24 protein-coding genes are annotated in these 21,653 nt (G+C 42.7%); 21 read left to right on the top strand and 3 right to left on the bottom strand.

Going from position 1 to position 21,653, the window contains the following annotated elements; all coding sequences use genetic code 11:
• Nucleotides 1-626: 626 nt before the first annotated feature.
• The 8 genes from rpmH (at nucleotide 627) to noc (ending at nucleotide 8,119) form a co-directional block, all read left to right on the top strand.
• Complete coding sequence (gene rpmH, locus ACFVP7_RS22535) at nucleotides 627-761, top strand: 50S ribosomal protein L34 (protein ID WP_003178075.1); 135 nt, start codon at nucleotides 627-629, stop codon at nucleotides 759-761.
• 151 nt (nucleotides 762-912) lie between these two features.
• Complete coding sequence (gene rnpA, locus ACFVP7_RS22530) at nucleotides 913-1,263, top strand: ribonuclease P protein component (protein ID WP_003242628.1); 351 nt, start codon at nucleotides 913-915, stop codon at nucleotides 1,261-1,263.
• Between the two features lie 144 nt (nucleotides 1,264-1,407).
• On the top strand, nucleotides 1,408-2,193 hold the full coding sequence (gene spoIIIJ, locus ACFVP7_RS22525) for a YidC family membrane integrase SpoIIIJ (RefSeq protein ID WP_010886648.1): 786 nt from the start codon (nucleotides 1,408-1,410) through the stop codon (nucleotides 2,191-2,193).
• Nucleotides 2,190-2,816, top strand: coding sequence for an RNA-binding cell elongation regulator Jag/EloR (gene jag, locus ACFVP7_RS22520; RefSeq protein WP_003243764.1), 627 nt, complete (start codon nucleotides 2,190-2,192; stop codon nucleotides 2,814-2,816). The genes spoIIIJ and jag overlap by 4 nt, the downstream gene beginning before the upstream one ends.
• Before the next feature lie 310 nt (nucleotides 2,817-3,126).
• Nucleotides 3,127-4,506, top strand: a complete 1,380-nt coding sequence (mnmE, locus tag ACFVP7_RS22515; protein WP_119900071.1) for a tRNA uridine-5-carboxymethylaminomethyl(34) synthesis GTPase MnmE — start codon at nucleotides 3,127-3,129, stop codon at nucleotides 4,504-4,506.
• A 20-nt stretch (nucleotides 4,507-4,526) separates the two neighbouring features.
• Nucleotides 4,527-6,413: a tRNA uridine-5-carboxymethylaminomethyl(34) synthesis enzyme MnmG gene (gene mnmG / locus ACFVP7_RS22510; RefSeq protein ID WP_124059571.1), complete on the top strand. Its 1,887-nt coding sequence runs from the start codon at nucleotides 4,527-4,529 to the stop codon at nucleotides 6,411-6,413.
• A gap of 13 nt (nucleotides 6,414-6,426) precedes the next feature.
• On the top strand, nucleotides 6,427-7,146 hold the full coding sequence (rsmG, locus tag ACFVP7_RS22505; protein ID WP_024571347.1) for a 16S rRNA (guanine(527)-N(7))-methyltransferase RsmG: 720 nt from the start codon (nucleotides 6,427-6,429) through the stop codon (nucleotides 7,144-7,146).
• A 121-nt stretch (nucleotides 7,147-7,267) separates the two neighbouring features.
• Complete coding sequence (gene noc / locus ACFVP7_RS22500; protein ID WP_003226829.1) at nucleotides 7,268-8,119, top strand: nucleoid occlusion protein; 852 nt, start codon at nucleotides 7,268-7,270, stop codon at nucleotides 8,117-8,119.
• 50 nt (nucleotides 8,120-8,169) lie between these two features.
• On the opposite strand, the gene ACFVP7_RS22495 is transcribed toward noc, so the two are convergent.
• Nucleotides 8,170-8,610: a PH domain-containing protein gene (locus ACFVP7_RS22495; protein WP_015250779.1), complete on the bottom strand. Its 441-nt coding sequence runs from the start codon at nucleotides 8,608-8,610 to the stop codon at nucleotides 8,170-8,172.
• Between the two features lie 247 nt (nucleotides 8,611-8,857).
• Here ACFVP7_RS22495 and soj point away from each other — a divergent pair, with 247 nt between their 5' ends.
• The gene (gene soj / locus ACFVP7_RS22490) at nucleotides 8,858-9,619 is read left to right on the top strand and encodes a sporulation initiation inhibitor protein Soj (protein WP_003219244.1); all 762 of its coding nucleotides are present in this window, start codon (nucleotides 8,858-8,860) and stop codon (nucleotides 9,617-9,619) included.
• A complete protein-coding gene (spo0J, locus tag ACFVP7_RS22485; RefSeq protein ID WP_003226832.1) occupies nucleotides 9,612-10,460 on the top strand; it encodes a stage 0 sporulation protein Spo0J in 849 nt (282 codons plus the stop codon). Before soj ends, spo0J begins: the two co-directional genes overlap by 8 nt.
• Before the next feature lie 38 nt (nucleotides 10,461-10,498).
• Here spo0J and yyaC read toward each other — a convergent pair whose 3' ends face one another.
• On the bottom strand, nucleotides 10,499-11,116 hold the full coding sequence (gene yyaC, locus ACFVP7_RS22480; RefSeq protein WP_003226834.1) for a spore protease YyaC: 618 nt from the start codon (nucleotides 11,114-11,116) through the stop codon (nucleotides 10,499-10,501).
• A gap of 459 nt (nucleotides 11,117-11,575) precedes the next feature.
• Between yyaC and ACFVP7_RS22475 the strand changes: the two genes are divergently transcribed.
• The 11 genes from ACFVP7_RS22475 to ACFVP7_RS22425 all read left to right on the top strand — a co-directional run bounded on the left by ACFVP7_RS22475 (nucleotide 11,576) and on the right by ACFVP7_RS22425 (nucleotide 20,235).
• The gene (locus ACFVP7_RS22475) at nucleotides 11,576-12,592 is read left to right on the top strand and encodes a hypothetical protein (protein ID WP_134982537.1); all 1,017 of its coding nucleotides are present in this window, start codon (nucleotides 11,576-11,578) and stop codon (nucleotides 12,590-12,592) included.
• Between the two features lie 93 nt (nucleotides 12,593-12,685).
• Nucleotides 12,686-12,892, top strand: coding sequence for a DUF951 domain-containing protein (locus tag ACFVP7_RS22470; RefSeq protein WP_003226838.1), 207 nt, complete (start codon nucleotides 12,686-12,688; stop codon nucleotides 12,890-12,892).
• A gap of 50 nt (nucleotides 12,893-12,942) precedes the next feature.
• Complete coding sequence (locus tag ACFVP7_RS22465) at nucleotides 12,943-14,946, top strand: molybdopterin-dependent oxidoreductase (RefSeq protein ID WP_137201151.1); 2,004 nt, start codon at nucleotides 12,943-12,945, stop codon at nucleotides 14,944-14,946.
• A 126-nt stretch (nucleotides 14,947-15,072) separates the two neighbouring features.
• Nucleotides 15,073-16,173, top strand: coding sequence for a redox-regulated ATPase YchF (ychF, locus tag ACFVP7_RS22460; RefSeq protein WP_003242727.1), 1,101 nt, complete (start codon nucleotides 15,073-15,075; stop codon nucleotides 16,171-16,173).
• A gap of 110 nt (nucleotides 16,174-16,283) precedes the next feature.
• A complete protein-coding gene (gene rpsF / locus ACFVP7_RS22455; RefSeq protein ID WP_003244064.1) occupies nucleotides 16,284-16,571 on the top strand; it encodes a 30S ribosomal protein S6 in 288 nt (95 codons plus the stop codon).
• Nucleotides 16,572-16,611: 40 nt separating this feature from the next.
• Nucleotides 16,612-17,130, top strand: a complete 519-nt coding sequence (gene ssbA / locus ACFVP7_RS22450) for a single-stranded DNA-binding protein SsbA (protein ID WP_003219228.1) — start codon at nucleotides 16,612-16,614, stop codon at nucleotides 17,128-17,130.
• Nucleotides 17,131-17,173: 43 nt separating this feature from the next.
• Complete coding sequence (gene rpsR, locus ACFVP7_RS22445; protein WP_003219224.1) at nucleotides 17,174-17,413, top strand: 30S ribosomal protein S18; 240 nt, start codon at nucleotides 17,174-17,176, stop codon at nucleotides 17,411-17,413.
• Nucleotides 17,414-17,477: 64 nt separating this feature from the next.
• Nucleotides 17,478-18,236: an exodeoxyribonuclease III gene (xth, locus tag ACFVP7_RS22440; RefSeq protein ID WP_003243194.1), complete on the top strand. Its 759-nt coding sequence runs from the start codon at nucleotides 17,478-17,480 to the stop codon at nucleotides 18,234-18,236.
• 57 nt (nucleotides 18,237-18,293) lie between these two features.
• Complete coding sequence (ccpB, locus tag ACFVP7_RS22435; protein ID WP_086344554.1) at nucleotides 18,294-19,229, top strand: transcriptional regulator CcpB; 936 nt, start codon at nucleotides 18,294-18,296, stop codon at nucleotides 19,227-19,229.
• Nucleotides 19,230-19,284: 55 nt separating this feature from the next.
• Nucleotides 19,285-19,665: a VOC family protein gene (locus tag ACFVP7_RS22430; RefSeq protein ID WP_029726089.1), complete on the top strand. Its 381-nt coding sequence runs from the start codon at nucleotides 19,285-19,287 to the stop codon at nucleotides 19,663-19,665.
• A 15-nt stretch (nucleotides 19,666-19,680) separates the two neighbouring features.
• Nucleotides 19,681-20,235: a sugar O-acetyltransferase gene (locus tag ACFVP7_RS22425; RefSeq protein ID WP_032722825.1), complete on the top strand. Its 555-nt coding sequence runs from the start codon at nucleotides 19,681-19,683 to the stop codon at nucleotides 20,233-20,235.
• 33 nt (nucleotides 20,236-20,268) lie between these two features.
• On the opposite strand, the gene ACFVP7_RS22420 is transcribed toward ACFVP7_RS22425, so the two are convergent.
• On the bottom strand, nucleotides 20,269-21,624 hold the full coding sequence (locus ACFVP7_RS22420) for an MFS transporter (RefSeq protein WP_014481501.1): 1,356 nt from the start codon (nucleotides 21,622-21,624) through the stop codon (nucleotides 20,269-20,271).
• Nucleotides 21,625-21,653: the final 29 nt, after the last annotated feature.

Below are 21,653 nucleotides of genomic sequence, written 5' to 3'. Positions count from 1 at the left end.
CTTCCGGCACGTCCCTCCTTTTCATAGAAAATGTTGTCTTTCTCTGTTATAGAACACAAAAAAAGAGCAAATGGCGCTTACCATTCGTACACATTAAATGTTGAAAACATATAATATTGTAGATAAATAGCTTTTCGACAAATTTCACAACTTGTGGACAACCTTCTACACAAGCTGTGTGAAATCAATCCACAACTTATCCACACTTTGTGGATAAAGAGGAAAGGTAGTATTAGTAATCAAGAGTTAAAACACAAATATAATACCAAAATAAACGAGAGCTTGCAATGGTTGTCACAATCTTATCCACAAAGCGGACAACCTGTTGAAAAAACCTTGTCCACAGGGGTTGGTAATGTGAAAATGTTGTCGATAACCTCTGTGGATACTAAAAAAAGCCGAAAAAGATATCCACATGCGTGATTTTAGGGGCAAATTATTTGGATTTGTCTTTTTTCCGTAAAATTAAGGAATCTAAAAAATAAGGTTTCGAAAGTTGAAAAGGTATGGTATCCTATTATGGTTGCAAGAAATAAAAGCACTAGTGAAGTTGACAATGAATAGGTAACGCAAATATAATAAGTAAGACTGTCTTTAACAGCTATTCCTCGAGGGAGGTGTCATAAATGAAAAGAACATTCCAACCGAATAACCGTAAACGCAGCAAAGTTCATGGCTTCAGAAGCCGTATGAGTTCAAAAAACGGTCGTCTAGTTTTAGCACGCCGTCGCCGCAAAGGCAGAAAAGTATTATCAGCTTAGGCCACTGAATAATGTCAGTGGTCTTTTTTCACGTTATGGGAAAAGATAAATGTGATGCGTAATGAACCGGGGCATGCTTCCTGGTTCAGATGCATCTCATGTTCATAATAAATTTTAAAAGTTTCTGCCAGCCAGTATCGGAGTGAGTCATTTGAAGAAGCGAAATCGTTTAAAGAAAAATGAAGATTTTCAAAAAGTGTTTAAACATGGGACATCAGTTGCAAACCGCCAGTTTGTCTTATATACGCTTGATCAGCCTGAAAATGATGAACTGCGTGTCGGGCTTTCCGTCAGCAAAAAAATTGGCAATGCTGTGATGCGAAATCGGATCAAACGTTTGATTCGGCAGGCCTTTCTTGAAGAGAAAGAGAGACTGAAGGAAAAGGATTACATCATTATTGCCAGAAAACCGGCGAGCCAGCTGACATATGAGGAAACGAAAAAAAGTCTGCAGCATCTATTCAGAAAGTCTTCATTATATAAGAAATCTTCGTCAAAGTAGGCATCACCACTGCTTTCTTACAACTTTTAAAAGCGCTTCCTTTCTGGTTGATCAGAAAAAGACACCATTTAAAACTGAAAGATGCTAAAATACATACAAGTATGCTTTGCAATAAAAGAGTGTAAAGATTAATTATAGGAGGAAATGTTGTTGAAAAGGAGAATAGGGTTGCTATTAAGTATGGTTGGCGTATTCATGCTTTTGGCTGGATGCTCGAGTGTGAAAGAGCCGATCACTGCAGATAGTCCGCATTTCTGGGACAAGTACGTAGTATATCCATTGTCTGAGCTCATTACGTATGTAGCGAAATTGACGGGAGATAACTATGGGCTTTCAATTATTCTAGTTACCATTTTAATTCGTTTATTAATTTTACCGCTGATGATTAAGCAGCTGAGAAGTTCGAAAGCGATGCAGGCTTTACAGCCGGAAATGCAAAAGCTTAAAGAAAAATACAGCTCAAAGGATCAAAAAACGCAGCAAAAGCTTCAGCAGGAAACAATGGCTTTATTCCAAAAGCATGGTGTCAATCCATTGGCGGGATGTTTCCCGATTTTGATCCAGATGCCGATTTTAATTGGATTCTATCACGCGATCATGAGAACACAGGCGATTTCAGAGCACAGCTTCTTATGGTTTGACTTAGGAGAAAAAGATCCTTACTATATTCTTCCTATCGTTGCCGGTGTCGCTACATTTGTTCAGCAAAAACTGATGATGGCTGGCAATGCGCAGCAAAATCCGCAAATGGCGATGATGCTTTGGATTATGCCAATTATGATTATCGTATTTGCGATCAACTTCCCGGCGGCTCTTTCTCTTTATTGGGTAGTTGGTAACTTGTTTATGATTGCGCAAACTTTCCTCATTAAAGGACCTGATATTAAAAAAAATCCTGAGCCGCAAAAAGCCGGAGGAAAGAAAAAGTGAGGAATGTGACTGCTGCAGGGCGAAATGTCGATGAAGCAGTACAGTCCGGATTGCAAGAGTTGGGATTAACGAAGGATAAGGTAGAAATTACTGTTATTGAAGAGGGAAACAAAGGGTTTCTCGGTATTTTCGGTAAAAAGCCTGCGATCGTAAAGCTGGTTGAAAAGATTGATCCGATTCAGCAAGCGAAGTTATATCTTCAAACGATTGCCGAAGCCATTGCCGGGAAGTCTGATGTGACTGTTCAAGAAAGCAAAAAGACAGTGAGATATCATATAACAGGTGAAAAGGCAGCATTGTTGATTGGGAAAAGAGGACAAACCTTAAACGCCCTTGAAACTTTGACACAGCTTGCCCTTAACCGTTATCCAGGCCAATATAAAAATGTGACGGTGGATGCAGAAAACTATCGTTTGAAAAGAAAAGAAACACTGAGCCAGCTGGCCATCAAGCTTGCTGACCAGGTTTTGAAAACGAAAAAATCCATCCAGCTTGAGCCCATGCCGTCCAGCGAAAGAAAAATTATTCACGATACTCTTTCTGGATATGCAAACCATCAGATCAAAACATATTCAATGGGTGAAGGCGAAAATCGTCATCTCGTTATTTCCCATAAAAGATAGCATAAAACCGAAGTCCGATAAAAATTGGATTTCGGTTTTTTTGTATCCGAAAAATCTACTTTTCCTAGTAATATCAAGGTTTTGCCGTTTAAGTTTTTTCTTTTTAGGTGTATCCTGTTGATAAAAAGGAAGTTCAGGAAATAAAATTAATTGTTATTCACATGTGGATAAGTTAAAGTAATAAGGGACGAATTTCTATTTCTGTGGATAACAAATCTTCCACTTCGAACCAAACTATGTTATCTTTTAGTTTTGGCATAATAAAAATTTTTTTATATAGATGAAGTATAAGTAAAGAGAGGTGAACAACATGGATACAATTGCGGCAATTTCCACACCGATGGGAGAAGGCGCGATTGCGATTGTACGGTTGAGCGGACCAGAAGCCATTCAAATCGCAGATAGAATTTATAAGGGACCGAAGGGGAAAACACTCAGCTCGGTCGAATCACATACGATTCATTATGGTCATATCGTAGACAGACCTTCGGATCGTGTCGTTGAGGAAGTAATGGTATCAGTGTTAAAAGCGCCGAGAACTTTTACACGGGAAGATGTTATCGAGATAAACTGTCACGGGGGAATTGTGACTGTGAACCAAGTGCTGCAGCTTGCATTGAGAGAGGGAGCGAGACTGGCAGAGCCTGGCGAATTTACGAAACGTGCGTTTTTAAACGGGCGAATCGATCTTTCACAGGCGGAAGCGGTTATGGACTTAATCAGAGCGAAAACGGACCGGGCAATGAACGTTGCTATGAATCAAATGGAAGGGCGTCTTTCTGCTTTGGTGCGCCGTTTGCGCAGTGAGATTTTAGAAACACTGGCCCATGTTGAGGTAAATATCGATTATCCGGAGTATGATGATGTAGAGGAAATGACGCATCAGATTTTAGTCGAAAAGGCAACCGCCGTGAAAAAGGAAATTGAGACGCTGCTGAGGACTTCTGAGCAAGGAAAAATCTTGCGTGAAGGTCTTTCTACCGTCATTATTGGCCGGCCAAACGTAGGAAAATCATCTCTTCTGAACAGCCTCGTTCATGAGGCAAAAGCCATTGTAACCGATATTCCCGGAACGACACGGGATGTGATTGAGGAATACGTGAATGTAAGGGGCGTCCCGCTTCGTCTGGTTGATACAGCAGGTATTCGTGAAACAGAGGATATTGTTGAGCGAATCGGTGTTGAACGTTCTCGCCAGGTCCTAAAGGAAGCGGACCTGATTTTACTTGTGCTTAATTATAGTGAAGAGCTTTCTGAAGAAGACGTGAAGCTTTTTGAAGCCGTTGAGGGCATGGATGTTATCGTGATTTTGAATAAGACTGACCTTGAGGCGAAGATTGACACTGAACGTGTCCGTGAGCTTGCCAATGGACGTCCAGTTGTTACGACATCTCTTTTAAAAGAGGAAGGCATCAATGATCTGGAAGAAGCGATTCAATCACTGTTCTACACGGGTGCCATTGAAAGCGGTGATCTGACTTATGTCAGCAACACACGTCACATCTCTATTTTACAGCAAGCAAAACGCGCCATTGAAGATGCGCTTAGCGGCATCGAACAGGATGTCCCGATCGACATGGTGCAAATTGACCTTACAAGATGCTGGGAGCTTTTAGGGGAAATCATTGGAGATTCTGTCCACGAAAGCTTAATTGATCAGCTCTTTTCTCAATTCTGTTTAGGAAAATAATTAAAGGAGGAACTAGAATCATGGGGTATGAAGCAGGCCAATACGATGTGATTGTGATTGGCGCCGGGCATGCCGGTGTTGAGGCTGCCCTCGCATCTGCACGCCAAGGCGCCAAAACGCTTGTCTTGACCATCAACCTAGATATGGTTGCATTTATGCCATGTAATCCGTCTGTCGGCGGCCCCGCAAAAGGGATTGTCGTCCGCGAAATTGACGCGCTCGGCGGAGAAATGGGAAGAAACATCGATAAAACGCATATTCAAATGAGAATGCTGAATACAGGAAAAGGTCCAGCGGTTCGTGCATTGCGTGCGCAAGCAGACAAATTCCAATATCAGCACGAAATGAAAAATACGCTTGAAAAAGAACCAAACTTAACATTGCTGCAAGGAATTGTGGAGCGGCTGATCGTTGAAGACGGCGAATGCCGAGGCGTTATTACACAAACCGGCGCACATTATCGTGCGAAAGCAGTTGTCATGACGACAGGGACATATTTAAGAGGACGTATTATTCTTGGCGATCTGTCTTACTCAAGCGGCCCAAATAACCAGCAGCCTTCTATTAAGCTTTCTGAGCATTTGGAGGAACTTGGTTTTGACCTTGTTCGTTTTAAAACAGGTACGCCGCCTCGCGTTAAAAGCGATACGATTGATTACAGCAAAACGGAAATTCAGCCTGGTGACGATGTGCCTCGCGCTTTCTCATATGAAACAGTGGAATATATCACAGATCAGCTCCCTTGCTGGTTGACATATACAAGCCCTGAGACACATGAGATTATCGACAGCAACCTGCACCGTTCACCGATGTATTCCGGTATGATCAAAGGTACAGGCCCAAGATACTGCCCATCCATTGAAGATAAAGTTGTCCGTTTTAATGATAAACCGCGCCACCAAATCTTCCTTGAGCCAGAAGGCAGAAATACACAGGAAGTCTATGTCCAAGGTTTATCTACAAGTCTTCCAGAAGACGTACAGCAAAGAATGCTTGCAACGATTCCTGGACTTGAAAACGTGCAAATGATGAGAGCCGGCTATGCGATCGAGTATGATGCAATCGTACCGACACAGCTATGGCCGACACTTGAAACCAAAAAAATCACAAACCTTTATACTGCAGGCCAAATTAACGGAACATCCGGTTATGAAGAAGCTGCGGGACAAGGGATTATGGCGGGAATCAATGCAGGACGAAAAGCGCTTGGAAAAGAAGAAGTAATTCTAAGCCGTTCTGACGCCTATATTGGTGTTCTGATTGATGACCTTGTGACAAAAGGTACCAATGAGCCATATCGTCTTTTGACATCACGTGCTGAATACAGATTGCTGCTTCGCCATGACAATGCTGATTTGCGTCTGACAGAAATCGGACACCGCATTGGATTGATTTCTGATGAGCGCTATGCGGCTTTTGAGAAGAAAAAAGCGGCGATCGAGGCGGAGAAAAAACGTCTTCATTCTGTAATTATCAAGCCGTCTCCGGAAAATCAAGAATATATCCGTTCTCTTGGCGGAAGCGAATTGAAAGATGGAGTTCGCGGCACAGACTTGATGAAACGTCCTGAAATGAACTATGAAACAGTCACAAAACTGGCGCCGCCAGAAGTGCCGGTTTCTCAAGACGTGGCAGAACAAGTAGAAATCCAAGTGAAATATGAAGGATATATTGAAAAATCTCTTCAGCAAGTGGAAAAACTGAAGAAGATGGAAAATAAAAAAATTCCAGACCGAATTGATTATGACGCAATTAAGGGGATTGCGACCGAGGCGCGTCAAAAACTGAAAAATGTACGGCCTTTGTCTGTTGCCCAGGCTTCCCGCATTTCCGGTGTAAACCCGGCGGACATTTCAATTCTATTGGTGTATTTAGAGCAGGGACGCATTGCGAAGATAGCCGAATAGAAAGGATGACGGCATGAATATTGAAGAATTCACTTCTGGTTTGGCGGAAAAAGGGATCTCCCTTTCTCCCCGTCAGCTGGAGCAATTTGAGCTGTATTACGACATGCTGGTTGAATGGAACGAAAAAATCAATCTCACTTCAATAACAGAGAAAAAAGAAGTGTATTTAAAGCATTTTTATGATTCCATTACAGCTGCTTTTTATGTCGACTTCAATCAGGTGAACACGATTTGTGATGTTGGAGCGGGAGCGGGTTTTCCAAGTCTGCCGATAAAAATATGCTTTCCGCACCTCAATGTCACAATCGTGGATTCACTGAACAAACGGATCACGTTTTTAGAAAAGTTATCTGAGGCTTTGCAATTGGAGAATACAACATTCTGCCATGACAGAGCTGAAACGTTCGGGCAACGGAAAGACGTGCGTGAAAGCTATGATATTGTGACAGCGCGAGCAGTTGCGAGATTATCTGTTTTGAGTGAGCTTTGCTTGCCTCTGGTGAAGAAAAACGGTTCATTTGTTGCTTTAAAAGCCGCATCAGCTGAAGAAGAACTGAATGCAGGCAAAAAAGCAATCACGACGCTTGGAGGAGAACTTGAGAATATCCATTCTTTTAAGCTGCCTATTGAAGAAAGCGATCGTAATATTATGGTGATACGCAAAATAAAAAATACACCTAAGAAGTATCCAAGAAAACCGGGAACTCCTAATAAATCGCCAATTGAAGGGTAATTTAGACAGCCTGATATGACAATACCATCATATTTTCATCAAAATTGATGGATGTACAGCAGGAAAAACCATGAGAAAATAGAATTATAAAAATGGCAGTTTTTAAAGGTGGTGTAGGTACATGAAGCATTCATTCTCTCGTTTCTTCGGGCTTGGTGAGAAGGAACAGGAGCCGGAGATTGCTGAACATGATACAAATAAAGAAGAGATTCTGGAAATACCGGTAAATGCTATCGTTCCCAACCGTTTTCAGCCACGCACCATTTTCTCAGATGAAAAAATCAAAGAGTTAGCAATGACCATTCATACACACGGCATTATTCAGCCGATTGTTGTTAGGCATACAGAAGAAGAAGGCCAATACGAACTCATTGCAGGTGAAAGACGCTGGAGAGCGGTGCAATCGCTTGAGTGGGAAAAGATTCCGGCAATTATTAAGGATTTTTCCGACACGGAAACCGCTTCTGTGGCGTTAATCGAAAACTTGCAGCGGGAAGAACTGTCTTCTATTGAGGAAGCGCATGCTTATGCTAGGCTGCTTGAGCTGCATGATTTAACACAGGAGGCACTCGCACAGCGCTTAGGAAAAGGGCAGTCTACAATCGCGAATAAGCTTCGGTTATTAAAGCTGCCTCAGCCGGTCCAAGAGGCGATTATGGAGAAGAAAATCACCGAGCGCCACGCCAGAGCGCTGATTCCGCTGAAACAGCCTGAGCTCCAAGTCACACTGCTCACAGAGATTATTGAGAAAAGTTTAAATGTAAAGCAGACGGAAGACCGCGTGGTGAAAATGCTGGAGCAAGGCCAGAGAAAGCCAAAGCCGAGACGCAAAGCATTCAGCAGAGATACAAGAATTGCGATGAACACGATTCGCCAGTCACTATCAATGGTGGAAGACAGCGGTGTAAAATTGAATACGGAAGAAGAAGAATTTGAAGAATATATTCAATTAACGATTCGCATACCAAAATAGAAGCTCTCCTGAAAAGCAGGAGAGCTTTTTATATTTTCAATAAAAGGTAATCACTTACTTTTAGTGAAAATTATTATATTAGAATTCTTTTCTTTGAGTTTGTGGATAAACTCTTCAGATTTTTGCGGTGAAATTACTGCATGTCCCCATCCCCCCTGATAATATATTGTGATGGCATGGCGAGAGCCGATCAGACGAAAACCGGACCATAGTTTCTTTTTTTGAACGACTTTATCGATTTTTTCATAAGGAATTTGATGTTTGATCAATCCGGCTTTAATGATCAGATGGTGTTCCTTCAATACATATTTTAGGTCAATAAAGCTCCAAATGATGAGTCCATTTAAAAGAGTCAGCAGAATAAAAATGATCCAGCCGGAAACTCTCATATTTCCCAGCACAAAAGGAACAATGGCATCTGCTTGTATCAGTAATATGAGAAACACAATCATCAGCGTAACGGGTACGTCTCTCTTCGTTTGATAAACCATTTTCTCACCATCCTGTTTCCACGTTCTGTACTGTGACTTCTTCTTTTTTTCTTTAAGAAATTCCTTTTTTAAGTCAAAAAAACATAGAAATTGCAGAATTTATAAGAGAAAGCATAAAGCGTGCTTGAATTTTCAATTATTTCCCTTCTGATTCGGAACAAAATGATGAAAAAAATGAAACGCTTTAATCTTTTTTTGATAGAATAGAAGCAAGATAGTACATGTTCATGTGAAAGTAGGTGACATCGTGGGAAAAATCATAGCAATTACGAACCAAAAAGGCGGGGTCGGCAAAACAACGACGTCTGTCAACCTTGGGGCATGTTTGGCTTACATAGGGAAAAGGGTTCTGCTGGTAGATATTGATCCGCAGGGAAATGCGACAAGCGGATTAGGGATTGAAAAAGCCGATGTAGAGCAGTGTGTGTACGATATTTTAGTAGATGATGCAGATGTAATAGATATTATTAAAGCAACGACAGTAGAGAACTTGGATGTGATTCCTGCGACGATTCAGCTTGCAGGGGCTGAGATCGAGCTGGTTCCTACAATATCAAGAGAAGTGAGATTGAAGAGAGCGCTTGAAGCAGTAAAGCAAAATTATGATTATATTATCATTGATTGTCCGCCGTCATTGGGCTTGCTGACGATTAACGCCCTTACAGCCTCGGATTCCGTTGTGATTCCTGTACAGTGCGAATATTATGCCTTGGAGGGTCTCAGCCAGTTATTAAATACAGTACGTCTTGTGCAAAAGCATTTGAATACTGATTTAATGATTGAAGGTGTATTGCTGACAATGCTTGATGCCCGGACAAACCTTGGCATTCAAGTGATTGAAGAGGTTAAAAAGTATTTTAGGGATAAAGTATATAAGACAGTTATTCCGCGTAATGTCCGTCTGAGTGAGGCACCGAGTCACGGAAAACCCATCATTTTATACGATCCGCGGTCAAGAGGTGCGGAAGTATATTTAGATTTAGCAAAGGAAGTGGCTGCGAATGGCTAAAGGCCTTGGAAAAGGGATTAATGCGTTATTTAATCAGGTAGATTTGTCTGAAGAGACAGTTGAAGAAATTAAAATTGCCGATTTACGCCCTAATCCTTATCAGCCAAGAAAACACTTTGATGACGAGGCATTAGCTGAACTAAAAGAATCTGTGCTGCAGCATGGCATTCTTCAGCCGCTTATCGTCAGAAAATCTTTAAAAGGCTATGATATTGTTGCGGGTGAACGGCGTTTTCGAGCGGCAAAGCTGGCAGGTTTAGATACAGTTCCGGCCATTGTCCGTGAATTATCAGAGGCGTTAATGAGGGAAATTGCTTTATTAGAAAACCTTCAGCGTGAAGATTTATCTCCGCTTGAAGAGGCTCAGGCATATGACTCCCTTTTGAAACACTTAGATCTCACACAAGAGCAGCTTGCCAAACGTCTTGGGAAAAGCAGACCGCATATTGCGAATCATTTAAGACTGCTGACACTGCCAGAAAATATTCAACAGCTTATTGCCGAAGGCACGCTTTCTATGGGACATGGACGCACGCTTCTTGGCTTAAAAAACAAAAATAAGCTTGAACCGCTGGTACAAAAAGTGATTGCGGAGCAGCTCAATGTTCGCCAGCTTGAGCAGCTGATTCAGCAGTTGAATCAGAATGTTCCACGTGAAACAAAGAAAAAAGAACCTGTGAAAGATGCGGTTCTAAAAGAACGAGAATCCTATCTCCAAAATTATTTTGGAACAACAGTTAATATTAAAAGACAGAAGAAAAAAGGCAAAATCGAAATTGAATTTTTCTCTAATGAAGACCTTGACCGGATTTTAGAGCTTTTGTCTGAACGAGAATCATAAATGAAAAAACCATCTTTCAAGCGAAGATGGTTTTTGTTTTATATGCGCCCAGTGAGCCTTTGCAGCGGGTTAATGCGTTCTTGCCTCCACTCTGTCCGATCTGTTAAACTCAAACCTTCCGCTAGAACATTTGCCATATTCATGACCAAGTTGAGTCTAGTGTTTTGCAATACAAAATATTCCATGAAACCGCTCACATTCACGATTCCGTTAATATGAAGATCTCCCACTTCAGGAAGGTCTTTTTGTACACCGGCTCCGGGCTTTAATGGCCCGTCCCCGATTTGAAATGAACCCACACTCTTAACGCGGCCTAAGCATGCATCGACTGCTATAACAAATGGGTTTTTATGTAATTTATGAATGTCATTGATTTTATCCTTCATGTTCACAGCATGGACGGGGTCAGATAAGGTTCCGTAGACATGGAATCTGGTGAGCTGCATCTGTTTGAGTTTCATTCCTACGAGCGGGCCTAATGAGTCACCGGTTGAACGGTCTGTTCCGATACAAACCACAACAATTGGTTTGCCGGCAGCTTTACGTAAGGATGAAGAAAGGATGGTTTGGATTTGTTTTGCTGCTGCAGCATCTGTATGTGAAACATATTGCTTTACTCGTTCCTGAGAGGAAAAAAGCCCGCCTTTTCGATTCATGGGTTTCACTTCCTTGTTATAGTAGGTAACAGAATTGCTATGGTGTGTAGTTATGTAAGCTTGTTTACAGTATATCCAGCAGTATGATTTTTTATGCTTTGTGTATGGCACCGGAGATTTTAAAAAAAGTAGAGGGCATGATATGAATGGTTAGTGGGCGATTACAAGTATTGTCCCCCATTGCCTCGATCATGATCAAGCAATGGTCTGTTTATGAAACACTTGAATAGGTAGGAATGGTTAGAAAAAAGTGAAGAGTGAAGTTCACTTCTTCATTCCGCGGACAAGTAAATAAATATCTCTTTTTAGACTGCCATATTAGCAGTCTTTTTTTATGTGTATTTCGTATGATAATTTCACCTTGTATTTAAATGTCTATGAAAATATGGCATTTTTGCTTTCCTTTATTTATATAGTAACAATAACGGGAACAAGCTGAACTTTGTCTATGAGGTGATAGTGTTGTGGAGAGCCGGAATGAAGTGGATGCTGCTCATATTAGGGAGCCTGATCGGGGCCGGATATGCGAGCGGTCAGGAGATATGGCAGTTTTTTGGGGTGGAAAGTGGACTTGCTATTGTGCTGTTTACAATCATGTTCATTTTCTCGTCTTATATTGTGATGAAAATCAGTTTTAAGGTTCAATCCACTCATTTTCTGCCGGTTCTGGAGCATTTAATGGGACCATGGCTGGCGAAAATTTATGATGTCCTCATCATTTTTTATTTGTTTTCGACGACTATGGTGATGATTGCCGGAGGCGGTGTGACCCTGCAAATGTACAAGCTTCCTTTCTGGTGGGGGATCACGCTGATTTGCATCGTGACAGTGTGTTTGTTTTTGTGGGATGTGAAAGGAATATTATCTATAAATAGTATTTTGATTCCTGTGTTAGTAGCGGGGCTTTTATATGCGCTGGTCTCCTTTCAGAGCACACATCACCATACGTGGACGATTGATTTGTCCCAGCAGTATAACTGGCCTGCGAGCATTACGTTTACCTCTTTAAACATCCTTTCAGTTGTTGCGATTTTATCCTCTGTTGGGAAAGAGATGAAAGGGCTCGGAGAAGCAAAAATCGCAAGTGTGGCAAGCGGTCTTATTTTTGGCGTGATCTCATTTGTTTATAATGAAACGTTGGTGGAGCTGGCGGGCTCCCTTTCTCAGTTTGAAATACCGCTGTTTGCCGTTCTGGAGGGTGCGCCTTATTTCCTTTTTTTATGTATGACGGCGGTGCTGTGCCTGGCGATTTACACGACGACGGTAGCTGGTTTGCTGGGGCTGTCCAGCCGGCTGATGGCGTTTATTCATATGCCGAGATGGATGATTGTGTTGATTTTGTTAGTGTTAATGGTACCTTTTACTTCTTTCGGATTTTCTGATTTGATCGCGTTCTTGTATCCGATATATGGGATGCTCAATTTGTATTTGTTAGTTTGTCTGCTCCTATATCCTATTTTGAGTAAATGGAAATAAGAGGATGTATTTCTTTTCGGGTATCTTGATTGCTCTTATGATCAGTTTTTTTGTACAATAGATACAGCAGTTTAGGAAAAGAGGTGAAGGGTCTTGGCGGATAAAGACTTTGGCCTGAATGATATCGTAGAAATGAAAAAACCGCATCCATGCGGAGCGAACAGCTGGAAAATTATACGCATGGGAATGGATATTCGAATTAAGTGTGAGGGATGCTCTCACAGTGTTATGATTCCGAGAAGAGAATTTGAAAGAAAACTAAAAAAAGTACTAGTCAAGCATGAGGAGCCTACTTCATAAATAGGCCGACACTCATGCTTTTTCATATAGAAGGTAAGGAGAAGACGGCGATGAGCAAAGTGCATCAGTCGGCATGTCCGCTGAATTGTTGGGACAGCTGCGGCTTTTTGGTGACTGTTGATGATGGAAAGGTAACAAAAGTGGACGGAGATCCAAACCATCCGATTACGGAAGGTAAAATCTGCGGCCGCGGCAGAATGCTTGAGACAAAAACAAATTCTCCTGATCGGCTTCGCTATCCAATGAAAAAACAAAATGGCGAGTTTGTGCGGATTTCTTGGGAGCAGGCACTTGATGAAATTGCCGATAAACTTCGGGAAATCAAGGAAACGTCGGAGACGACTGCTGTTTTGCACAGCCATGATTATGCGAATAACGGTCTGTTAAAAGCGCTTGATCAGCGTTTTTTTAATGGATATGGAGGCGTGACTGAAATCGTCGGAAGCATATGCTGGGGCTCCGGCATCGAGGCGCAAAGCTGGGATTTTGGCCGTTCGTACGGTCACGGCCCGCTTGATATTTACAACAGCAAGCATGTTGTTGTGTGGGGAAGAAATGTATCCAGAACAAATATGCACTTATACCATCACTTGCAGCAGGTGAAAAAGAAGGGCGCCACGATTACGGTGATTGATCCGATCTTCAACCCGACTGCAAAGCTTGCTGACCGCTATATCTCTGTAAAGCCTGGAATGGACGGCTGGCTTGCGGCAGCCGTTTTGAAGGTTCTGATTGAGACGGGAAGAACGGATGAAACGTTTATTTCTGAGCATTCTGTCGGTTTTGATGATGTGAAAGAGCTTTTGAAAACTGTTTCTCTGGAAGAGTTTATTGTGAAAACAGAAACTTCTATGGAGGAGCTGGAGTATCTGGCCGGTTTGTATGCTGATGGTCCGGTGTCTACTTTTATGGGGCTTGGCATGCAGCGATATAAAAACGGCGGCGGAACGATTCGTTGGATTGATGCACTCGTTGCGGCAAGCGGAAATGTCGGAATTAAGGGCGGCGGCGCGAATTTCGGAAATGTCCAGATTGGCGAGAGCTTTGCAAAAACAAAGCTGACGCTGCCGGAATTAAAAACAACATCACGTTCTTTTTCAATGATGACGCAGGCTGAAGAAGTGTTGACCGCTGCTGATCCTGCGATTGAGATGATTATTGTGACTTGCGGAAATCCGCTGACTCAGGTGCCGAATACAAATAAAGTGAGACAAGCTTTTGAAAAGGTTTCAATGACGGTCGCGATTGATTTCATTATGACGGATACCGCAAAGCTGTGTGATTATGTTTTGCCGACTGCCACTGTTTTTGAAGAAGAAGATATCTACTATTCCAGTATGTATCATCATTATGTTCAGTACGGGAAGAAGCTTGTGGAGCCGCAGGGTGAAGCGAAGTCGGACAGCTGGATCTGGTCAGAGCTTGCAAAACGTCTTGGGTTTGGCGAGCTGTTTGAATACAGCACTCAAGAATTTTTAGAGATGGGGCTTTCCTCATTGGAAGCAGAGGATGTGACACTTGAGCGTTTAAAAGAAAAAGGCCACCTCCCTCTTCCAGTAAAACAGGTGCCGTGGGATGATTATCAGTTTTTGACGCCGAGTGGAAAATTTGAATTTACTTCGTCGCTAGCTGAGCAAAAAGGATTTAGCGGCTCGCTTCAATTAAATGTGCCCGAAGAATCTGTTTTCCATAATGAGGAGTTAGCTGTAAAGTACCCTTATACGCTGTTATCCATTCATCCGCAGCGTTCCAACCATTCACAGCATGTGCCATTTATTGAAAAGCTTCAGCACGTTCAGGTCGATATTTCTCCAGATATAGCGGCTGAGCAGGATCTTCGGGATGGAGACGAGGTTATCATCTTTAATGACCGTGGACGCTTGAAGGGCAAGGTGAAAGTGATGAAGCAGGCTCATGCGAAGACGATTAATATAGATGAAGGCATGTGGGCGGCTTTTGGAGGGTCAGTCAATGCACTGACAAATGATACAAATTCTGATAATGGAATGGGAAGTACGCTTTTTGACTGTTTAGTAGGCTTGAAAAAAGCATAATCAAAGGGATTGGCAGGCTGAAAATGCTTTTTTGTCAGCTTGTCTTTTCCAGTGAACCTCCTTATAATTGCTCTAGGTTCAAAATACGTTCATACAATGACGGTTTTATATAGAGGAGATGAAAGAATGGCTTTAACAGCTGGAATTGTTGGTTTGCCGAACGTCGGAAAATCAACACTATTTAACGCAATTACACAGGCCGGTGCCGAATCAGCCAACTACCCGTTCTGTACAATTGATCCGAACGTGGGAATTGTAGAGGTGCCGGATGATCGTCTGCAAAAGCTGACTGAGCTGGTCAACCCGAAGAAGACTGTGCCGACTGCTTTTGAATTCACTGATATTGCAGGGATTGTAAAGGGCGCATCTAAAGGAGAAGGACTCGGCAACAAGTTCCTATCTCATATTCGCCAAGTTGACGCGATTTGCCACGTTGTCCGTGCTTTTTCCGATGACAACATTACACACGTTTCCGGAAAGGTTGATCCGATTGATGACATTGAAACGATCAACCTTGAGCTGATCCTCGCTGATATGGAAACGGTTGAAAAGCGGATTACACGCGTCAGCAAGCTTGCGAAGCAAAAAGATAAAGACGCTGTATTTGAGTTTGAGATTTTATCTAAACTGAAAGAAGCGTTTGAAAGTGAAAAGCCTGCTCGATCTGTAGAATTCACTGAAGAGCAGCAAAAGCTTGTGAAGCAGCTCCATCTACTGACTTCGAAGCCTATTTTGTACGTGGCCAACGTAAGTGAAGATGAAGTTGCTGATCCATCTGGCAATGAAAATGTAGCGAAGATTCGCGAGTACGCTGCCGGCGAAAACGCAGAAGTTATCGTTGTGTGTGCAAAAATCGAATCCGAAATCGCTGAGCTTGAAGGCGAAGAAAAGCAAATGTTCTTGGAAGAGCTGGGCATTCAAGAATCAGGTCTTGATCAGCTGATCAAAGCGTCTTACTCTCTTCTCGGCCTCGCAACATATTTCACAGCCGGAGAACAGGAAGTCAGAGCTTGGACATTCAAAAAAGGCATGAAAGCCCCTGAGTGTGCAGGAATTATTCATAGTGACTTTGAGCGGGGCTTCATTCGTGCTGAGACAGTTGCTTATGAGGATCTTCTTGCGGGCGGCGGTATGGCAGGAGCTAAAGAGGCAGGAAAAGTCCGCCTTGAAGGGAAAGAATATGTGGTCCAAGACGGAGATGTTATTCATTTCCGATTTAATGTATAGTATGCAGTTGTAAAGGGACAAGAGCTTTGGTATAATATAAAATTGTGAGTAATAGAATTATTGCTCCTTGCCCATTATGGGCCGCTTAGTCCAAAAGGAGGTGCAAACAGATGAGAAAGTACGAAGTTATGTACATTATCCGCCCAAACATTGACGAAGAGTCTAAAAAAGCAGTTATCGAGCGTTTCAACAACGTTCTGACTTCTAACGGTGCGGAGATCACTGGAACAAAGGATTGGGGTAAACGTCGTCTTGCTTACGAAATCAACGATTTCCGCGACGGTTTCTACCAAATCGTAAACGTTCAATCTGACGCTGCGGCAGTTCAAGAATTTGACCGTCTAGCTAAGATCAGTGACGATATCATTCGCCACATTGTTGTTAAAGAAGAAGAATAAGCAATTTTGAAATATATAATGGTAAAAGGTGGTCTTTCTTATGCTTAACCGAGTTGTATTAGTCGGAAGACTGACAAAAGACCCAGAGCTTCGTTATACGCCAAACGGTGCGGCTGTTGCTACGTTTACTCTTGCTGTGAATCGTACATTTACGAACCAGTCCGGAGAACGTGAGGCCGATTTCATTAATTGTGTCACTTGGAGAAGACAAGCCGAAAACGTTGCAAACTTCTTGAAAAAAGGAAGCCTTGCAGGCGTAGATGGCCGTTTACAAACAAGAAACTATGAAAACCAGCAAGGACAGCGTGTCTTCGTGACAGAGGTCCAAGCTGAAAGTGTTCAATTTCTTGAGCCGAAAAACGGCGGCGGTTCTGGTTCAGGTGGATACAACGAAGGAAACAGCGGCGGAGGCCAGTACTTTGGCGGAGGCCAAAATGATAATCCATTTGGGGGAAATCAAAACAACCAGAGACGCAATCAGGGGAACAGCTTTAATGATGACCCATTTGCCAACGACGGCAAACCGATTGACATCTCGGATGATGATCTTCCATTCTAATGTGATTATCGCCTAAAATGAAAAAGAAAGGAGGGAAATGACAATGGCAGGAGGACGCAGAGGCGGTCGTGCGAAACGCCGTAAAGTGTGTTATTTCACTTCTAACGGTATCACGCACATCGACTACAAAGATGTAGATCTTCTTAAAAAGTTTGTTTCTGAGCGCGGTAAAATTTTACCACGTCGTGTAACTGGAACAAACGCTAAATACCAACGTAAATTGACTGCAGCGATCAAACGCGCACGTCAAATGGCTTTACTTCCATACGTAAGCGGTGAGTAAGCTGATATGTAAAGAGCAAGGACCTTCGGGTTCTTGCTCTTTTTTATAGGGGGGAGGATGAAACATGAAGTTGATTTCATGGAATGTAAACGGCCTGCGGGCTGTGATGAGAAAAATGGATTTCCTCTCTTATTTGAAAGAAGAGGATGCAGATATTATATGTCTTCAGGAAACGAAGATACAGGACGGCCAGGTTGATCTCCAGCCTGAAGACTATCATGTGTACTGGAATTATGCAGTGAAAAAAGGATATTCCGGCACAGCTGTTTTTTCTAAGCAAGAACCGCTGCAGGTCATCTACGGTATCGGAGTAGAAGAGCATGACCAAGAAGGCAGAGTGATTACGCTGGAATTTGAAAACGTGTTTGTAATGACTGTTTACACGCCCAATTCCAGAAGGGGATTAGAGCGGATTGATTACCGCATGCAATGGGAAGAGGCTTTACTGTCTTATATTCTTGAATTGGATCAGAAAAAACCAGTGATTTTATGCGGTGATTTGAATGTAGCCCATCAGGAGATTGACTTGAAAAATCCAAAGGCGAACCGGAATAACGCTGGATTTTCAGATCAAGAAAGAGAGGCATTCACTCGTTTCTTAGAAGCTGGCTTTGTTGATTCTTTTCGTCATGTTTATCCTGATCTTGAAGGCGCTTATTCCTGGTGGTCGTATCGTGCCGGCGCCCGGGACAGAAATATTGGATGGCGGATTGATTATTTTGTTGTTTCTGAAAGCCTTAAGGAACAGATTGAAGATGCCAGCATATCAGCGGACGTCATGGGTTCCGACCATTGTCCTGTTGAACTTATCATCAATATATGATGAGATAGCAGTAAGGATTTTACACTTACTGCTTTTTTATATGAAAAGGAGAAAGAGATGGCAAATATAAAAGAGATCGCAAGACTGGCAAATGTATCTGTTTCGACTGTCTCGCGTGTATTGAATCATCATCCGTATGTATCTGAAGAAAAGAGAAAGCTTGTTCAACAAGTCATGAAGGAATTGGATTATACACCAAATCGAACCGCAATCGATCTCATTCGCGGGAAAACCCATACGGTCGGTGTGATTCTGCCTTATAGCGATCATCCCTGCTTTGATAAAATCGTTAACGGAATCACCAAGGCGGCTTTTCAACATGAGTATGCAACGACCCTTCTCCCCACCAATTATAACCCCGCTATTGAAATCAAATATTTAGAGCTGTTAAGAACGAAGAAAATAGACGGTCTCATCATTACTTCCCGCGCCAATCATTGGGACAGCATTTTAGCTTATCAGGAATATGGGCCGATCATCGCTTGTGAGAATACCGGAGACATCGATGTCCCTTGTGCTTTTAATGACAGAAAAGCTGCTTATGCAGAGAGTTTTCGCTATTTAAAGAGCCGCGGACATGAGAATATTGCTTTTACGTGTGTCAGAGAAGCTGATAGGAGCCCGAGCACGGCTGATAAAGCTGCGGCCTATAAAGCTGTCTGCGGAAGGTTGGAAGACCGCCATATGCTGTCCGGGTGCAACGATATGAATGATGGTGAGCTGGCAGCTGAACATTTTTATATGAGCGGGCGGGTTCCGACCGCTATTTATGCAAATAGTGATGAAGTGGCAGCTGGAATTCATCTATTTGCCAAAAAGAATAATTGGGATGTTGAAATCATAGGCGAGGGGAATTCCTCTATCAGCCGTGTTCTTGGTTTTCCGTCGCTTGATTTGAACCTTGAGCAGCTCGGCATCGCAGCATTTTCTCTATTTTTGCAGGATGAACCCGCTGATATCAAAATTCAGCATAAATTTAAGAAAAAAGCTTGAACTGAAATGCATTTCATACCTTATAACTTCATTGAAGGCGAAGGAGGAGGAAGAAATGCAGATTGAACATACAGCGGTCTGGGTCAATGATTTAGAGCGAATGAAATCTTTTTATGAAACGTATTTTAATGGCGAAGCGAATGATTTGTATCATAATGAGAAAAAAGATTTTAAGTCTTATTTTATTACGTTTGATTCTGGAGCAAGGCTGGAAATTATGAAAAAAGGGAATGTGACCGATCCGCCCTCACAAACAATGACAGGCTGGGCACATATTGCCTTTTCCGTTGGGAGCCGGGAGAAAGTTGACGAACTGACTGACCGATTGAAGGCGGATGGTTTCGCAGTAGTAAACGGCCCGAGGACAACAGGAGACGGCTACTATGAAAGTGTGATTGAGGATGATGAAGGAAATTTGATCGAGATTACAATCTGACATGGAGTGACTTAAATGCTGAGGACAGAAAAAGAAAAAATGGCAGCCGGAGAATTATACAATTCGGAAGATCAACAACTATTACTAGAACGCAAGCATGCGAGACAGCTGATTAGACAATATAACGAAACACCGGAAGATGATGCAGTGCGGACGGAGCTTTTGAAGGAGCTTCTCGGTTCGGTTGGGGATCAAGTCACGATTTTGCCGACATTCCGCTGTGATTATGGCTATCACATTCATATCGGAGATCATACATTTGTTAATTTTGACTGTGTCATTTTAGATGTGTGTGAGGTGCGTATCGGCCGTCATTGTTTGATTGCGCCAGGTGTACATATCTACACGGCCGGTCATCCTCTTGATCCGATCGAAAGGAAATCCGGGAAGGAGTTCGGTAAGCCTGTGACAATTGGAGATCAAGTTTGGATTGGAGGCCGGGCGGTGATTAACCCGGGAGTGACAATCGGTGATAACGCAGTGATTGCGTCTGGATCTGTTGTCACTAAGGATGTACCAGCTAATACTGTTGTAGGCGGAAACCCCGCGAGGATTTTGAAGCAATTGTAATGAGATCAGTGCGGCAGATCCGCACTGACTTTTTTAAATCTGTTTCGCATTCGTATTAGGACCGAAGAAGATTAACAGCAAGGAGCACGCGAGCCAGCAGCCCCCAATAAATAAGAAGACGCTGATATAGCCGAGCTGAACGGCAATAAATCCGACAAGCAATGAGCCAAAAATGTTTGAAAAACGGCCAAGACCATAGGCTAAACCGCTGCCAGATGAGCGGTATTCAGTCGGATAAGGTTCAGATGTATAGGCGTATAAGTTCGAGGTAAAGACCCGTTCTGTGATATTCACGATAAAACCAAATACAATGATCATGATGGGAATAAAAGTCATACCATATAAGAGCCCGGCGATGGCCGTCAGAAACGCACTCGCAGCTAAAATCCATTTTCTTTGAAATCTTTCGGAAATCATGGAGCCGAGCAGTGCGCCAAGCGGAGCGCCGACGGAATGCAATACGTTATACCACAATGTATTTTCCATGGTGACGCCATTGCTTTTTAGCAGGCTTGGAACCCATGAGGCAAATCCGTAAAACCCAAACGTTTCAAAAATCCATACAGCAGATAATACGATGGTGATTTTGAGGTTTCTGCCTTTCAATAAGCCTGCGTAACCTGCATGCTGCTTAACAGTTTCGCTTACTTTAGGCTGGGATGCTGCCGGAAGCGGGCCTTTCTCCTTTTCAACCTGTGCCTCAATTCGATTGAGGATCGCATCGGCTTTTGCATATTCCCCGCGATTTTCGTGCCAGCGAGGCGACTCTTCCAGCCGTCGAATAAAGAAAAAATAAATAAGGCCGACGGCACCCCATACAAATACTAGCCTCCATCCCCATGAACCAAGAGGAATGACAAAGGCAGACACAATGTTGGTGATCGGAACCCCGATCAATCCAATCATGGCACAAAAAGAAATATATTTTCCACGTACACTTGAAGGGAAAAATTCCGCCAAATAGCTATTCGTAATGACCATGGCGGCTGCAACGCCAAATCCGGTGAGAAAACGGAATGTCATTAAAGATGGAATGTCCCATGCCGCAGCATTGCATAGCGATGCGATTGAGAAAACAAAGACAAATAGATTTAAGGCTTTTTTGCGGCCGATTCGATCGGACAGCCGTCCGCCCAGTGAAGCGCCTAAAAACATGCCTAAAAACGAAGCAGCCGTTACGTTAGCAATAGTTGAAAGCGGGATGCCCCAATGTTCAATCAGTGCCGGCGCTACATTGCTGAGGGTAAATAAATCTGCGAGATCAAAGAAATAAACAATGCCGAGAGCGGTTAACACTTGGAAATGAACGCGTGAAATCGGAAGGCGGTCTAAACGATTCGCTGCGTTTGAGAAAGGATGTGTATTCTTTTGTTTGAAGATCGTATTCATAAAAAACCCCCTTTTGAGTAGTAAGAAAA

The sequence above is a fragment of the Bacillus sp. SG20033 genome (genome assembly GCF_044570195.1).
GTDB classification, from domain to species: Bacteria; Bacillota; Bacilli; order Bacillales; family Bacillaceae; genus Bacillus; species Bacillus subtilis.
Note: the sequence above shows the minus strand (reverse complement) of the source record. Positions and strands in the feature narration are given on the sequence as shown.

Bases quoted from the DNA above. Each gene is read 5' to 3' on its own strand.
- rpmH (WP_003178075.1), top strand. From the start codon at position 627: ATGAAAAGAACATTCCAACCGAATAACCGTAAACGCAGCAAAGTTCAT.
- spoIIIJ (WP_010886648.1), top strand. From the start codon at position 1,408: ATGTTGTTGAAAAGGAGAATAGGGTTGCTATTAAGTATGGTTGGCGTA.
- mnmE (WP_119900071.1), top strand. From the start codon at position 3,127: ATGGATACAATTGCGGCAATTTCCACACCGATGGGAGAAGGCGCGATT.
- mnmG (WP_124059571.1), top strand. From the start codon at position 4,527: ATGGGGTATGAAGCAGGCCAATACGATGTGATTGTGATTGGCGCCGGG.
- rsmG (WP_024571347.1), top strand. From the start codon at position 6,427: ATGAATATTGAAGAATTCACTTCTGGTTTGGCGGAAAAAGGGATCTCC.
- noc (WP_003226829.1), top strand. From the start codon at position 7,268: ATGAAGCATTCATTCTCTCGTTTCTTCGGGCTTGGTGAGAAGGAACAG.
- ACFVP7_RS22495 (WP_015250779.1), bottom strand. From the start codon at position 8,610: ATGGTTTATCAAACGAAGAGAGACGTACCCGTTACGCTGATGATTGTG.
- spo0J (WP_003226832.1), top strand. From the start codon at position 9,612: ATGGCTAAAGGCCTTGGAAAAGGGATTAATGCGTTATTTAATCAGGTA.
- yyaC (WP_003226834.1), bottom strand. From the start codon at position 11,116: ATGAATCGAAAAGGCGGGCTTTTTTCCTCTCAGGAACGAGTAAAGCAA.
- ACFVP7_RS22465 (WP_137201151.1), top strand. From the start codon at position 12,943: ATGAGCAAAGTGCATCAGTCGGCATGTCCGCTGAATTGTTGGGACAGC.
- ychF (WP_003242727.1), top strand. From the start codon at position 15,073: ATGGCTTTAACAGCTGGAATTGTTGGTTTGCCGAACGTCGGAAAATCA.
- rpsF (WP_003244064.1), top strand. From the start codon at position 16,284: ATGAGAAAGTACGAAGTTATGTACATTATCCGCCCAAACATTGACGAA.
- ssbA (WP_003219228.1), top strand. From the start codon at position 16,612: ATGCTTAACCGAGTTGTATTAGTCGGAAGACTGACAAAAGACCCAGAG.
- rpsR (WP_003219224.1), top strand. From the start codon at position 17,174: ATGGCAGGAGGACGCAGAGGCGGTCGTGCGAAACGCCGTAAAGTGTGT.
- xth (WP_003243194.1), top strand. From the start codon at position 17,478: ATGAAGTTGATTTCATGGAATGTAAACGGCCTGCGGGCTGTGATGAGA.
- ccpB (WP_086344554.1), top strand. From the start codon at position 18,294: ATGGCAAATATAAAAGAGATCGCAAGACTGGCAAATGTATCTGTTTCG.
- ACFVP7_RS22430 (WP_029726089.1), top strand. From the start codon at position 19,285: ATGCAGATTGAACATACAGCGGTCTGGGTCAATGATTTAGAGCGAATG.
- ACFVP7_RS22425 (WP_032722825.1), top strand. From the start codon at position 19,681: ATGCTGAGGACAGAAAAAGAAAAAATGGCAGCCGGAGAATTATACAAT.
- ACFVP7_RS22420 (WP_014481501.1), bottom strand. From the start codon at position 21,624: ATGAATACGATCTTCAAACAAAAGAATACACATCCTTTCTCAAACGCA.